The following is a 13,531-nucleotide window of genomic DNA, read 5'->3' as shown; positions in this document are numbered from 1 at the left end:
CACACGTGCCTGTGCGAAAACGAAGGCAACACTCCTGTGTTCGTCGCATCGCGGGTCCCGTAGCGCATATTCGCGGTCAGGAACGCGCGCGGTCCATGATCCACTGCGTCAAAAGACGCACGCCATAGCCCGTCGCGTGTTTCGGGTCGAGATAGGGGATGTTTTTCACGCCGTACGCGGTCCCGGCGATATCCAGATGGACCCATGGCGTCTTGCCGATGAATGTTTCGAGGAATGCGGCGCCGGCGATTGTCCCGGCTTCCTTGGGCGGGCCGATGTTGCACAGGTCGGCGTGCGTGCCCTTCACGAGTTCGCGGTAGTCATCCCAGAGCGGCAGCCGCCACACGCGCTCACCGGTAGCGCCGGCGGCGCGTTCGAGTACGTCACACAGCGCGTCGTTGTTGCCGATCAGGCCCGCGGCGTAGTGCCCGAGCGCAACGACGCACGCGCCCGTCAGCGTTGCCACGTCGATGATGGCCTTGGGCCGGAACCGCTTGACCGTATACGCCAGCGCATCGGCGAGAATGAGACGGCCTTCAGCATCGGTGTTGTGCACCTCGATCGAGGTTCCGTTGCAGGCGGTGACGATGTCGCCCGGCGTCTGCGCGCTCGGGCCGGGCTTGTTCTCGACCGCCGGAACGACGCATATGATCTTCAATCGCGGGCGCAGTTGCGCTGCGGCCAGCATCGTGCACAGCACCGCCGCCGCGCCGCACATGTCAAACTTCATCTCGTGCATGTTTTCCGGCGGCTTGAGCGAGATGCCGCCCGTATCAAATGTGACCCCCTTGCCCACGAGCGCGATGGTCTCCTTTGCTTTCGGGTGCGTGTATTGAAGCACGACAAGCTGAGGCGGCGCGTCGCTGCCGCGCGCCACGCCGAGCAGGGCGTTCATGCGCAGCTTCCGCAAGTCGTCTTCGTCGAGGATTTCGCAGCGGCAGTGCGGTTCCTTCCCAATCGCCAGCGCGAAAGCCGCGAGCGCCGCCGGCGTCATGTCGTTCGCGGGCGTGTTCGCCAGGTTGCGCGCCGCGTTCGCGCTCAAACTCGACAGTGCCGCATATTCACAGCGGCCGCGCACACGGCCAATCTCGCTCTTTTTCTCGACAAGCACCGTGATACCGCGGAGAACGTGCCTGGACGGGGCTCTCTCGTCCTTCTTCCTGTACGCGTCAAAGTCATAACTGCCCAGAATGAGCCCCTCGACGAACGCATCGACGGGCAAGCCGCGATACCCGGCCGGGTCCACGACAACCTGCGCGACGCGGTTTCCTTTCAAGAGAGGCCACGCGCTGCCGCCGCAGCGGCGAAGCGTTTCCGCAGGAACGCTGCGTTCTTTGCCCGCGCCCGCAATCAAAACGCCGCGCTGTCCGCCTCCGGGCGTGGGGAGGAAGTAGGCCTCGCCCGGTTTGCCCGTAATCACGCCGAGCGCGGCGAGCGTGTGCAAATCCTTGCGTGCGGATCTGCTGAGCAGCGGGCTGTCGGGCGCTCGCCCTTTCTCCGGCATGAACAGGACAAGACAGGCCGCGTCCGGCGCGGTGCGCCAGCGGCTCCGTTCCATTACTTCGATCTGCATGCGTCTACCTCGTCCAGGTTGTCGCCCGCTCACGGTTTCGGGGCGGAAAGGCGTTTCCGGCGCGGCGTGAGCACGAAGAGCGCGCCCGCGATCGCGAACGCGACGCTATGCCCCAGCCAAAAATGGCCCACAACGGCATAGGCGGCGGCAATGAATGCGGCGTAGCCCGCCAGGACAAGCGCGCCGCCGATGCGGGCATAGTGCAAGCCAACCAGCAGGCCCGTCGTCATGACCAGGAAAGCGCCGTCCCAGGCCCACTCGCCGGGCGTCATCCGGAAAGGATTTGGTATTCCCTCATATACGGCGAAGAACGCGACCATTGCCAGCAACACGCCGGCCAGCACACGCGCGGCCAGGCGGACCGCCCACGCGGCCGGCCCCTCGGCCTTCACCGCGACCACCGGATTCCCGTTTTCACGCGACATCGGAAGTGCCCTCTCGTCCCGACCCATCATATCAATCGTGGCGCCCGCCGCAAAACAAAAGGTGCTCCTCCCGCGCCGCGTCTCCCCGTCCAAGTGCGCATCGGCCCATGCGGCCCGCCGCGGCCAGAGACTGACGTCCCCCTCGGAACACATCGAGGCTGCTTCGGGCTCTGTCGTGCTCATACGCTGCCCGCCTTTCCATGCGTTGATGCGGCAAGCACAGCAAGACAGGCGCTACGGAGTCAGCGCGATAGAGAACGCGTCTTGCGCCTGAGGCAGAGGCGTCCTTTGAAGGGATGTTTCGTGAACACAAGCCTACAGCCCCGCGGTCATCTTTCGGATCATGCTCCTTACCGCGGTTACCATGGCGTCTTCGACGTTCGGCGACCAGGCGACGGGGCAGGCGTACTGTATCTGGAGCACCTTGGCCTGGTAGACCTGCATGCGGACCAGTTCGCGGGTCGGGATGTAGAGGTTGTGTTCGCCCATGTAGGCGAACACCATGATCGGGCGCTCACAGCGGAAGGAGTCCTTGATGCGCATGCCGATGGGCGCGCAGACCTCGCCCTGCATCGCCACGAACACCAGCGGCCCGATCGTCGCGACGATGGTCTCTTCGTAGCGGCATGGGAACGCGCGCGGCTCGTCGAGTTCGTGCACCAGAAAGCCGTCGTCCGTGCAGGCCATATCCGTGGTCTTGGCGGGGAAGGGGAGTCCTTCTTCGTAGTGGTGCAGCAGCGAGCGGACCCAGTTGGATTCGCGGTGCGCGTGCGGGTAGGGCACGAAACCGATGCCTGTCGGGAAATGGGACGCGAGTTTCTTTGCCGCTTCGTAAGGAATCGGCTTCTCCAGCGGCAGCGGAATGACCTCGAGCGCCGCGCGCAGCGGCCCGGTCACATCCTGCATGGTCCCCGTCATGATCGCATGCGCGACATCGGCGAGTTCCCGGCCCAGCGCCTCGACGTCCTCGCGCGGGCGGAACATGCCTTTACGGGTAAACTGGTTGCCGCCGCAGGCGTCGGCGTACATCGCCATCAGACCGGGCACGCGCCGCTCCAATTCCTCGACGGCGAAACCCGCGTGGCCCGCGTCGATCCGGGTCTCCGAGATTTGCAGCGGGTGCGTGGGATGGTTGAACAGCAGCACGAACGGCGCCTCGTTCCTGCGCACTTCGAGCGCCTGCACCTCGTAATCGAGCGGCGCGTTGCCCATGCCGGTGAGAAAATAGCCGTACCCGAAACCGAACCGAACCTGCGCCGGGCCCGCCTCGCCCGCGATGGCTTCCCGGATCGCGCCGAAGATGACCTCGGCAAGCCGCCGTCCATACTGGAAATTGCCCGGCACGATCTGGATGGGCGCGGCGTGGTTGTGTGTCCCGAGCAGGATAAGGCACGCGGGGTCGAGGCCGAGTTCATCGCGGCAGTGTTCGCGCAGGATGGGCGTCGCGACGTCCAGGCAGTTGAGGTCGTAGGCGACGATAACGAGCCGCGTTTCGCCGTCGAAAAGCGTCAGCACCCGCGCGTAGATATCGTGGTTGACCCCTTCGAGCGGCTTGCCCATCACGCCGATGAGCGGCGAATCGAGTTCCGGCGTGATCACCGCCTTCGCCGCGCCTGCCTTGACTTCGACCGCGCCGCCGGACGCGGCGAGGGTGAGCAACACGCACACCAGGCAGGATACGCGCGCTTTCCAGGCCATCATTGCTCCTCCCGTGCGCCTGCCCTGACACCGCCTCAGGGAGCAGCGGCCGAGTAGGCTTCGAAAGCCGCGGGCACGCCGGCCTCCGTTGCGTTGCCGCGATGCACCCACATCCGGTACCGCAATGTGACTGAGGCGCCGGGCGCCAGCGCATAGGGCTCCGTATGCGGCCACGATGCGCCCAAGAATCCGTAATGACGCAGTATCCAGCCAGGATGCGGGTATCCGGGGTTCCTGGGATGCTGGAAGATGGCCACGCCGGACATCTTCTCGCTGCCTTTCTTGATCGGGAACGACACGTCGCACCAAGGCGTCTCCAGGGAAAGTGCGTCCTTTTCCTCGACTCCGTTCAGGGCGGTGAAGGTCATGGGCGAACGCGTGGCGTCGGGCCGAAAGCAGAAGCCGCCGTAACCCTTCGTCACGCCCTTGTCTTCGGCCTCGGACCCCGATATGACGGTCTCCTCGCTACTCATATTCTCGAAGGTGAGTTCGAAATCGATGGCGCGGCCCTTGTTGTCCGCCGGATGCACCACGAACCGCACGGTCTCGCGCACCGTGGCTTGGTCAGGCGCATCATCGTAGGCCCAGCGGTTCTGCACCGACACGACCGCACTGGCCACGTCCGCGGTGCGTTCCAGGAAGGCATCGTGGACTTGGCGGATGCCCTCCAATGTCCACACATCGGCAGGCTTGCCGCCCACGGTGGATTTTGGCCAGGCCCAGAATATCCCGCGATGGTGCCGGTGGTCTATTGGGAAATCCTGGGTCATCACCTCGGCGTCCAATCCATAAAGCGGATGGATGTAGCAGGCGCGCCGGAACTTCGCATCGACCCGCTCGGGAGGAGCAACGATTCCGTAACGGTATACCAGCGCCGGCTGGTTGTTTTCGAGGACCGTGAGGGCCTGCCCATCATCCTGAAACGAGAACTCGGCGGTTGCGGGCAGGGCTAGAATAAGGGCGAGGAGTATTATCGGACGCAATATAACGTTTCCTTGCAATGTTTTGTATCTTTTTGCAGAGATACAGATCGCCGGACGGAAGCACTCAGCCTGCGCCGATTCTGCCTGTCCGATGACGCGCCTACAACCGCAGTATCCGGTGCTTACAGTCCCAATAGACCCACCGAGGCGGAAAGATTGCTGAAGAATCCGATGATGAAGAAGACCACGAAGATGATGATGCCGATCAGGCCGCCGATGACGCCGCCGATGACGGGAACGCTGGTAAAGTCTATCATGTTGTACTTCTCCTGCGAGGTCAGAGCCTCATGAAACCCATTACGCCTGAAACCCTGTCTGTGGCGGACTGGCCTCGGAGTCGGGAGCGTACCGCCTTAGAACCTGTTCCTGCCGTTTCGTGACTCCGATTGTCGTGCTTCTATACTAAGCATATCCTGAGATGCTGTTTGCTGCAAGTGCCAGGCAAAGGAAGCAGCCGCTTTTTTCAAGGCTCGCCCGCACGGCGGGCCTCTTGTGAGGCGTCAACCAGGGCCGCCAGCTCCTCTTCGTCCACCTCGATGCCGAGACCCGGCCCCTTCGGCACGCGCACCTTGCCCTCGACGGGCCGGAACGGCTCGGTGGTCACGCTCGTTCCCAGGAACTGCGGCCCGTTCAGCGCCGCCGGGTAGCGCAGCCCGTACGCGCCGTAGGGGATGAGCGAAGCCGCAAGGGACACATCGGGGTCGGTGAGCCCGCTGCCCAGAAACCACATGTCGCGGTCCAGCAGTATCTCGACCTGGCCGCGCGCCGAGCACAACCCGCCGCAGCGCGCTGGTTTCATGGCCACGCCGTCGCAGCAGCCCAGTTCGACGAATTCGAGCAGGTCCGCGGGGGACACGACGCCTTCGTCCATGATGGTCGGCAGCGCGCCCTGCCGTTTCAGTTTTTGGTAACCGGTAAGCCGGTTCGGCTTGATCGGCTGTTCGAGCACCGCCACGCCCGCATCCGCCAGCTTCGGCGCCACCTCCAGCGCCACCCCCAATTCATAGCCGCCGTTCGCATCCGCCCAGAGAAAACCATCAGGAACCAGTTCCTTCACCATGCGGCACATCAGGAGGTCGAACTCCGGGTCGGGAGCGACCTTGACGTTGAAATGCCGGTAACCGCGCGCCTTTCCTTTGTCAATGAGCGGCGCGATCTCGTTCAAGTCGCGCGGGTTCAACGTCCAGCTTAACGTCAACTCGTCCGGCAGTGTCCGGCCCCACAATGCTGCCACGTTCTTGCCCGCGGAGCGGCCAATGAGGTCGTGCAACGCAAGGTCGATACCCGCCTTCGTAATGGGCGCGCAGGTCGAGAAACAATTCGCCACCTCGACGTTCATCGCCTGGTGGATTTCTTCGATGTCAAAGGGATTCATCCCCGTGATAATCGGGATAAGGTATTGCTCCAACGTGCACTGCGCGCTCTCGAACGTTTCGCAACCCCAGCGCGGCACGGGCACGCTCTCGCCCCAGCCCACGGTCCCGTCGCTGGCCGTGATCTTGATGAGAATGGCCGCGCGACCCGACCCGGACGTCGGGCCCTCGAAGAACTTGAAGCGCATCACCGTCGGATACCGCACCGGGAACATTTCCACCCGTTCGATGGCGATGTCCTTGCGGAATGCTTCATAACGCCGGGGTAGTGTCTCGGTTTTTGGCATATTCCGGGGTCTCCCGCCTGTCCCAGAACCGGAACACGCGGCAGGGTGCCCGGCATTTCAGCCTCTATGATTACAGGCGCTCACTTCTACTGCGTTCCCGCATCCAGCCAGTCCTCCTCGAAGATTTGCGCCCGGTCCCATTCCGCCCAGATGCGGTAGCTGGCTGCACGGATGGCCTCGAAGTAAGCGGGTGAGAGATTGCCGTGCTGCGCAGTGTTCGTCTCGACGATCCGCTGAATCTCCGCCCTGAACCCGTCTTTAAGCGCCACGCGCAGCCGTCTATCCCCGTGCGTGAAGGTGACGGTCAAGCCCCGTTCGACGACCGGCTGAATCCGGATCAGGTCCTGGCCGTAGGTGCTGCCCAGGGATGCCTGCAACCCGTCCACCGCGCAGGCCGGGGGCGTGTCCGGCTGCGTTTCCACGACTACTTCGACGGCGCGACGAGGCGCTTCGAGCAATTCGCGCGCGCGCACACCCATCTTGGCGCCTATGATGGTGTAGATGCCGATATGCTGATGGATTTCGTGGCTGAGCACCACTGCCGCAAACTCGTCTTCACCGAAGCGCTCGACAAGACCTTCGCGGATAAGCGCGGCTACGGGCTCGCGGTAGAAATCGGGGGCCGTCGGGAAATGGGCAAACACGGACGTGGGCCCGCCCGCGTCCTCGGCGTGCTCGTGCGGGACGCCGTCCGGGGTCTCATGTGCCGCCGCCGCGATGCCGAGCAGCCATCCAAGCGCAAACAAGACAGGAAGCCGTATCGTTTTCATGTTCTCTTCCTTGAAATGGGCCAAGTCCTTGTTTCAAGACGCCGCGCGATTGAATACGAACGGACGCGACAGTGCTACATCAGACCGTAGTGGCCGACCTGCCGCGGGATACCGTAGTTGTTTTCCTTGTCGTCAATCACCGGAAACGCCGTATTGTAGCGGATGAAGTCCACGTGGCCGTCCATGTACAGCACGTTGCAGCCGCCGGGAATATGATTGAAGACGACGCCGCCCGCAGCGTTGGCCACATCGCCGAAACTCCCGAAGGTGTCGAACATGATCACCAGGGTGCTCTGTGCCTGCGCGCTTGCCGCCGGGTTGTTGATGTCCGTGATGAAGAACCGCTCGATGCCCTCGCGCAGGCGCAGCACTTGATCGCCGCCCGCGGAGCCGGTCCCAAGGATGGCTGTCCACGCCAGTTTCGTGGAAAGCGTGATGTCCGGGTCCCAGTCCTTCAGTGTGATGGGCATCATCACCGGCCCCGCGCCCACCGGCGCCGCGTTGCCCGTTACCGGCCTCGTGCCCGTGCCGTTCCAGACGCCGTAGAATTCCTCTATGTTGCTCATGGCAAAGCCGTGGTACCAGTACGAACGGCTGAGCGCCGCGGCGAGGAAATAACGAAGGCTTACCTGGTCGCCCGCCGCCTCGGCGGCCGCGATATGTTCCTCGATCGTGCCATCCGGTAGGCGGCCCGCCACCATCTGCCCGGCGCCGTCCGCGCCGGAGTCCGAAGGGCACCGCGAAATATTCAGGTCGTTCAGATATTCGGGATAAAGCGCGGCAGGGTCCGCGGCCGCAAAGATGGGCACGCCGCCCGGATTCGCAAACGGCGCCAGCGGCGGGAAGCGCTCGCCTTCGCTCTCGCCACTGTACATCTTGTAGACCAGACCGAACTCCTTCAGGTTGTTCTGGCAGCTCGCACGCCGGGCCGACTCGCGCGCGCGGGCCAGCGCCGGCAGCAGGATCGCAGCGAGAATGCCGATGATGGCGATGACGACCAGCAGTTCGATAAGCGTGAAGCCCGACTTGCGGTTCATGGGTTCTTCCTTTCTCCGGTGGTCGTTGGTATTACGAATACGAAGAAAATAATACCAGCGCCGCCTATGGAAATGCAAGCGCGTGGTGGCGGGGCGGAACGGACGCCGTGAATACGCCGCCAGCGCGCCTGTATACTGCCGCCGAACCTTCGGGTAGGAGACGAGACCATGTCCGGCGTCGCGCGCTTGAGTTTCTCTATCGAGAAGTCGCTCCTGGACCGACTCGAAAAGCTGGTCAAGGAGGGGCGCTATGAGAATCGTTCGGAGTTTATTCGGGACCTGATTCGGGGGCGGCTGGTCGAGCAGGAATGGGAACACGACAAAGAGGCCGTGGGCACGATCACGATGTTGTACGATCACCATCGGCGCGGCCTCTCCGAGAAACTGACCGAGGTGCAGCACGGCTTCCACCACGATATCCTGGCGTCCACGCACATCCACCTCGACCACGCGTTGTGCGCCGAGATCGTGATTGTCCGGGGCCGCGCGTCGCGCCTCAAGGAACTGGCGGCCCTCCTGCGCCGGCACAAGGGAGTGCTCCACGCCGCGCTCTCGATAAGTTCCACCGGCAAGAAGCTCACGTGAAAGCCGCCTGATTTCGCGGGTAAGGAGTCCTGCGTTTGGAAATCACCGCGCTAAAGCAAGCAATACGGGATGGGAGGTTTCGTGTGTCTGATCATGCCGATGAAGAGGCAAACGCGGACCATTTATTGCTGGATGCTATTCTTGAAAGTGTATTGGTCGGCGAGATTATCGAAGAATATCCTTCGGATTGGCCGTATCCGAGTTGTCTTGTCCTCGGTCTTACCGGAGACAGGGAGCCGGTGCATAGCGTTTGGGCGTATAATGCAGCCAGTGCTTGGGCAGTGCTCGTGACGGTATACCGGCCTGACCCGGAGAAGTGGATCGATTGGAAGTTCAGGAGAAAGCAATGAAGCCCTTTCCAAAGTGCCCGGTGTGCGGCGGTGAGATGAAGGCGCAGACGACGGAAAAGCTCTTGCGCGGCGGCAGAAACACCGCGGTTATGACCGCGCCCGCCGAAGTCTGCCTGCGATGTGGTGAAACCCTGTACGCGGTCGAGGTTGTCAGGCGGTTTGAGGAAGTTCGGTCGAAGCTGGCGGCGGAGGATACGGGGGAATTCGAACCATTGGGAAAGGCTTTCAGCGCGCCCATGGATCGGTTGTGATACAGCCGAAGGAGGCACGCTGCCCGGGCGCGTCTGAGCCCTGTCCGGCATTTGTCGCCGGTTGTTCCACCAGGAGACAAGTTTATGGCGTTCACGCCGCGCGAGATTATGTATCTGGCACTGCAATTCGAGGGGCCGCCGCGCGCGCCGCGTCAATTGTGGTCGCTGCCGTGGGCCGAGATGCACCACGGCGACGTCTTGCACGCGTTGCAGCGCGACTTTCCGCCGGACATCGTGGGCGCGCCCAGTTTCCCGCGGGAGACGCCGCCCACGCGGGGCGATGCCCACAAGATCGGCGAGTACGTCGATGAGTGGGGCTGCGTCTTCGACAATATCCAGGAAGGCGTTATCGGGGAGGTAAAGCGGCCGCTCGTGCGGGATTGGGACGACGACATCGGCAAGGTCCACATCCCGCGCGAGTGGCTGACCATGGAACGCGATCAGGTCAACAGGTTCTGCGCGAAAACGGACTGCTTCGTGACGGCGGGGTTCTGTGCGCGGCCTTTCGAGCGGCTCCAGTTTCTCCGGGGCACGGCGGACCTCTACGTAGACCTCATGATCGAGCCGCCGGGGTTCCTGCGTTTCATGGACACGCTGCATCAGTTCTATTGCGAGGTCTTTGAGCGGTGGGCGGCGACCGACGTGGACTCGCTGCAATTCATGGACGACTGGGGCGCGCAGAGCAACCTCTTGATCAGCCCGGACCTCTGGGAGCGGCATTTCAAGCCACGTTACCGAGACTACGCCCAGATCGCGCACGGCGCAGGCAAGAAGATTTTCATGCACTCCGACGGCTATATCCTGCCCATCTACCCGCACCTGGTCGAGATTGGCATAGACGCCGTCAATTCGCAATTGTTCTGCATGGGCGTCGAGAATCTCGCGCCGTTCAAGGGGAAGATCACGTTCTGGGGCGAGATCGACCGGCAACACTTGCTGCCCGAGGCCACTACGGATGAGATCGACGCCGCGGTGCGCGAAGTCCATCGCCGGCTGTGGCACAACGGCGGCTGCATCGCCCAGTGCGAGTTCGGCCCCGGCGCCAAACCCGAAAATGTCCGCCAGGTTTTCGAGACGTGGAACGCCATAACGGGGCGATGAACGCCGCTGCGGGGCCGCGGGCGGCGCGCGCCATTGCTCTGCTATTCCCCCATGACCTTGATGATCAGCCGTTTCCGGCGCTGTCCGTCGAACTCGGCGTAGTACACCTGCTGCCACGGGCCGAGGTCGAGTCTGCCGTTCGTAATGGGCACAATCACCTCGTGGTGGACAAGCAGGCTCTTCAAGTGCGAGTCTCCATTCGTCTCGCCGGTCCGGTGATGCCGGTAATCGTCGCGGTACGGGGCCAAGCCTTCCAGCCAGTCGTCTATGTCCTGGATGAGCCCCGATTCGGCGTCATTCACGTAGACGCCCGCGGTGATATGCATCGCCGACACGAGCACCATGCCTTCCCGCACGCCGCTCTTGCCCACCGCGGCCTCTACCTTGTCGGTGATGTTGATGTACTCGCGGTGCTTGCGCGTGTGGAACTCCAGATATTCCGTCGTGAATTTCATGGCGTGGTCCCTTCTTTCAGCCGTTGTTCCCAGGACCGCCTATTCTGCACGGGGCGGCACACGGATGAAAAGCGGTGTATACTGGTTCAGGGAAGCCCGGAGACGGGGCGCAGGAGGACATGGCAGTATGAGGCTTTACCTCGTGCAGCATGGCACCGCGCTCAGCAAGGAAGCCGACCCCGACCGGCCGTTGTCGCCGGAAGGCGCGCGCGAAGTGGGGGAGATGGTCGCCTTTTTCGCGCGAAGGCATCTCTCCGTGAATGAACTATGGCATAGCGGCAAGACACGGGCGCGCCAGACCGCCATGGCGCTGGCCGGCGCGCTGCGGGCGCCGAACCCGCGGGAGCGCGACGGCCTGAATCCCAAGGACAGTATTGACCCGTTGGCCGAGGCATTGCGCCGCCGGGACGCGGATTTGATGGTCGTGGGGCATCTTCCGTTTCTATCGCGCGCGGCTTCGCTGCTGCTCACGGGCGACGCGGACCGCGAAGTCGTGGCGTTCCAGAATGCCGGTGTCGTGTGCCTGGAACGAAACGAAGCCGACGCGCGGTGGCGGCTGCTCTGGGCGCTTACGCCGGAGCTGCTTGCTGTAGACCAAGGCAGAATGCGCTGAAGTCTCACGGGTTTTTAGAGCAGGCAGGGCGATTGTCCCGGCCCGGCGCGCCCGTTTATGATGGGCGCTTGCCGGATACGGAGGAATCAGCGTCATGATAGTCTTGGGTTTTCTTGGGTTCGCGATTGCCGCCTATCTGCTGGCTATCCGTTGGTACGGCGCCTATCTCGCGCGCACGCTGGGCGAGGACCCGGGCCGTCCGACGCCCGCGCACACTTGCGAAGACGGACGAGATTTCGTGCCGACCAAGACGCATGTGCTCTTTGCGCATCATTTCTCCGCCATTGCCGGTGCGGGACCGATCATCGGCCCGACCATGGCCATTCTCTACGGATTCCTGCCCGCGTGGCTTTGGGTAGTGCTCGGCGCGGTATTCATTGGAGCGGTCCATGATTTCACCGCATTATTCATAAGTATGCGCGAAGGCGGACGTTCCATGGCCGAGATCGCCAAGAAGACCCTCGGCAAGAGCGGATTTCTGCTGTTCATCATGTTCACTATCCTGATGCTGGTGCTGGTCACGTCCTCTTTCCTGAACGCCGTGGCGGCATCGTTGACCTCGATGTGGCCCTTGGCCAAAATGGGCTTGTCTGAAGGGCAGACGCTGCTCAGGACGGTGGTGCGGGACGGCGTGGTTGTGGGCCGTATCGGCGGCATCGCCTCTTCTTCCGTGGTCATCATCACCTGCCTCTCGCCGCTGCTCGGCTGGCTCCTCTATAAGCGGAATCTCCGCAGCGTTCCCGCCTATCTGCTTGCCTCGGTCATCTGTATCGGGTCGATCTTGGTTGGCATCTATTTCCCGTTTGTGCTGTCCCGCAATGCCTGGTTGATCCTCATTACCGTCTACGTCTTCTTCGCAGCGGGCGTTCCGGTGTGGGTCATTCTCCAGCCGCGCGACTTCATCAATGTCCAGGTGTTGTATGCCGGGATCGGGCTGTTGGCCGCGGGACTGCTCGTCGCGGGGTTCCGCAACGCGCCGTTTTCGATGCCGGCCATGAATATGGCCGAGGGTACGGCCAACCTCGGCCTGATGTATCCGATGATGTTCATCACCATCGCCTGCGGCGCCATCTCGGGATTTCACTCGCTCGTCGCGGGCGGCACGACGGGCAAGCAACTGGATACCGAGCGCGATGCGCGGCGTATCGGCTTCAACGCCATGCTCCTCGAATCGCTGCTGGCCGTGTGCGTGCTCTTGGCGATCGGCGTCGGCATGAATTTTGTCGACTATAAGAGCATCGTGTTCCCGGTCAAAGAGCTGGGCGTGAAATCCAATCCCATCCTCGCGTTCAGTCTTTCAGTCGGACATCTGGTCGATAATCATCTGGGCATCCCGGTGGATTTGGGCACGGTTTTCGGCATCCTGCTGGTCGAGGGCTTCGTTATCACCACGCTGGATGCCGCCGTGCGCCTGAACCGGTACCTCTTCGAGGAGCTTTGGTCCACGCTGCTGCCCCGGACGCCCGCCCTGATGAAGAACTACTGGTTCAATTCCGGTCTGGCCGTGGTCCTGATGTGGCTGTTTGCGATCACCAACGCATTCGATGCGCTCTGGCCCATTTTCGGGGCGGCCAACCAGTTGTTGGCGGCGCTGGGTTTGATCACCGTCACGATGTGGCTGATTCTCCGGGGGTCTCAATACATCTTCGCTCTTGCCCCCGCCCTATTCATGATGGTGACCACCACCGCTTCGCTGTTGCTGTTGTTCAACAAGTACTGGACCGAGCACAGCTACTTGCTGCTCGCCACTACCGTCCTGCTCCTGGCCCTGTCGGCCGGCGTGGTCGTGCTTGTATACAAGAAGATGCGCTATCTGCGGCGATCCTCCGCATCCGCGCAAGCAGAATAAGAATGCCCGCGTTTTCGTATTGCGGCCGGGCGGCTTGAAGGGGGCGAAAACGTCTGCCGGCGGGCCGATGAATAAACCGCCTGCGCCGCGCGTCCATGTTGAAGAGCAGGGAAGCCCGCGGCCCTGCGCAACCAAGGCTCTTCGCAGGAGCGTACCGCCATGAATGTGAACTCTCTGTATG

General features: G+C 62.7%; 13 protein-coding genes and 1 pseudogene. 6 read left to right on the top strand and 8 right to left on the bottom strand.

Annotated elements, in window-relative coordinates; translation table 11 throughout:
• Positions 1-76 precede the first annotated feature (76 nt).
• The 7 genes and pseudogenes from KA184_03280 to KA184_03250 all read right to left on the bottom strand — a co-directional run bounded on the left by KA184_03280 (position 77) and on the right by KA184_03250 (position 8,146).
• A complete protein-coding gene (locus KA184_03280) occupies positions 77-1,573 on the bottom strand; it encodes a leucyl aminopeptidase (protein ID MBP8128576.1) in 1,497 nt (498 codons plus the stop codon).
• A gap of 29 nt (positions 1,574-1,602) precedes the next feature.
• Positions 1,603-2,181: a hypothetical protein gene (locus KA184_03275; protein ID MBP8128575.1), complete on the bottom strand. Its 579-nt coding sequence runs from the start codon at positions 2,179-2,181 to the stop codon at positions 1,603-1,605.
• 132 nt (positions 2,182-2,313) lie between these two features.
• A complete protein-coding gene (locus KA184_03270; GenBank protein MBP8128574.1) occupies positions 2,314-3,699 on the bottom strand; it encodes a hypothetical protein in 1,386 nt (461 codons plus the stop codon).
• Between the two features lie 32 nt (positions 3,700-3,731).
• The gene (locus KA184_03265; GenBank protein MBP8128573.1) at positions 3,732-4,679 is read right to left on the bottom strand and encodes a PmoA family protein; all 948 of its coding nucleotides are present in this window, start codon (positions 4,677-4,679) and stop codon (positions 3,732-3,734) included.
• A 463-nt stretch (positions 4,680-5,142) separates the two neighbouring features.
• Positions 5,143-6,339, bottom strand: coding sequence for a hypothetical protein (locus KA184_03260; GenBank protein ID MBP8128572.1), 1,197 nt, complete (start codon positions 6,337-6,339; stop codon positions 5,143-5,145).
• An 86-nt stretch (positions 6,340-6,425) separates the two neighbouring features.
• Positions 6,426-7,109 (bottom strand): formylmethanofuran dehydrogenase subunit E family protein, encoded by a 684-nt coding sequence (locus KA184_03255; GenBank protein ID MBP8128571.1) that lies wholly within the window; start codon positions 7,107-7,109, stop codon positions 6,426-6,428.
• 725 nt (positions 7,110-7,834) lie between these two features.
• Positions 7,835-8,146 (bottom strand): annotated as a pseudogene (locus KA184_03250) (type II secretion system protein).
• A gap of 168 nt (positions 8,147-8,314) precedes the next feature.
• Here KA184_03250 and nikR point away from each other — a divergent pair.
• The 4 genes from nikR to KA184_03230 all read left to right on the top strand — a co-directional run bounded on the left by nikR (position 8,315) and on the right by KA184_03230 (position 10,433).
• On the top strand, positions 8,315-8,731 hold the full coding sequence (gene nikR, locus KA184_03245) for a nickel-responsive transcriptional regulator NikR (GenBank protein ID MBP8128570.1): 417 nt from the start codon (positions 8,315-8,317) through the stop codon (positions 8,729-8,731).
• Positions 8,732-8,766: 35 nt separating this feature from the next.
• Positions 8,767-9,081 (top strand): DUF4258 domain-containing protein, encoded by a 315-nt coding sequence (locus KA184_03240; GenBank protein ID MBP8128569.1) that lies wholly within the window; start codon positions 8,767-8,769, stop codon positions 9,079-9,081.
• Positions 9,078-9,332 (top strand): YgiT-type zinc finger protein, encoded by a 255-nt coding sequence (locus KA184_03235; GenBank protein ID MBP8128568.1) that lies wholly within the window; start codon positions 9,078-9,080, stop codon positions 9,330-9,332. Before KA184_03240 ends, KA184_03235 begins: the two co-directional genes overlap by 4 nt.
• A gap of 84 nt (positions 9,333-9,416) precedes the next feature.
• A complete protein-coding gene (locus tag KA184_03230) occupies positions 9,417-10,433 on the top strand; it encodes a methyltransferase (protein MBP8128567.1) in 1,017 nt (338 codons plus the stop codon).
• A gap of 41 nt (positions 10,434-10,474) precedes the next feature.
• Here KA184_03230 and KA184_03225 read toward each other — a convergent pair whose 3' ends face one another.
• Entirely contained in the window at positions 10,475-10,888 is a 414-nt protein-coding gene (locus tag KA184_03225) for a secondary thiamine-phosphate synthase enzyme YjbQ (protein ID MBP8128566.1), read from the bottom strand.
• A gap of 127 nt (positions 10,889-11,015) precedes the next feature.
• Between KA184_03225 and sixA the strand changes: the two genes are divergently transcribed.
• The gene (sixA, locus tag KA184_03220) at positions 11,016-11,501 is read left to right on the top strand and encodes a phosphohistidine phosphatase SixA (protein ID MBP8128565.1); all 486 of its coding nucleotides are present in this window, start codon (positions 11,016-11,018) and stop codon (positions 11,499-11,501) included.
• A 94-nt stretch (positions 11,502-11,595) separates the two neighbouring features.
• The gene (locus KA184_03215; protein ID MBP8128564.1) at positions 11,596-13,350 is read left to right on the top strand and encodes a carbon starvation protein A; all 1,755 of its coding nucleotides are present in this window, start codon (positions 11,596-11,598) and stop codon (positions 13,348-13,350) included.
• Positions 13,351-13,531 lie beyond the last annotated feature (181 nt).

This window comes from Candidatus Hydrogenedentota bacterium (genome assembly GCA_018005585.1).
In the GTDB taxonomy this organism is placed as follows: domain Bacteria; phylum Hydrogenedentota; class Hydrogenedentia; order Hydrogenedentales; family JAGMZX01; genus JAGMZX01.
The sequence above is the reverse complement of the archived record's forward strand: the minus strand, read 5'-3'. Positions and strand labels throughout refer to the sequence as shown.

Coding starts and splice junctions, on each gene's coding strand:
- KA184_03280 (MBP8128576.1), bottom strand. CDS start 1,573: ATGCAGATCGAAGTAATGGAACGGAGCCGCTGGCGCACCGCGCCGGAC.
- KA184_03275 (MBP8128575.1), bottom strand. CDS start 2,181: ATGAGCACGACAGAGCCCGAAGCAGCCTCGATGTGTTCCGAGGGGGAC.
- KA184_03270 (MBP8128574.1), bottom strand. CDS start 3,699: ATGATGGCCTGGAAAGCGCGCGTATCCTGCCTGGTGTGCGTGTTGCTC.
- KA184_03260 (MBP8128572.1), bottom strand. CDS start 6,339: ATGCCAAAAACCGAGACACTACCCCGGCGTTATGAAGCATTCCGCAAG.
- KA184_03255 (MBP8128571.1), bottom strand. CDS start 7,109: ATGAAAACGATACGGCTTCCTGTCTTGTTTGCGCTTGGATGGCTGCTC.
- nikR (MBP8128570.1), top strand. CDS start 8,315: ATGTCCGGCGTCGCGCGCTTGAGTTTCTCTATCGAGAAGTCGCTCCTG.
- KA184_03235 (MBP8128568.1), top strand. CDS start 9,078: ATGAAGCCCTTTCCAAAGTGCCCGGTGTGCGGCGGTGAGATGAAGGCG.
- KA184_03230 (MBP8128567.1), top strand. CDS start 9,417: ATGGCGTTCACGCCGCGCGAGATTATGTATCTGGCACTGCAATTCGAG.
- KA184_03225 (MBP8128566.1), bottom strand. CDS start 10,888: ATGAAATTCACGACGGAATATCTGGAGTTCCACACGCGCAAGCACCGC.
- sixA (MBP8128565.1), top strand. CDS start 11,016: ATGAGGCTTTACCTCGTGCAGCATGGCACCGCGCTCAGCAAGGAAGCC.
- KA184_03215 (MBP8128564.1), top strand. CDS start 11,596: ATGATAGTCTTGGGTTTTCTTGGGTTCGCGATTGCCGCCTATCTGCTG.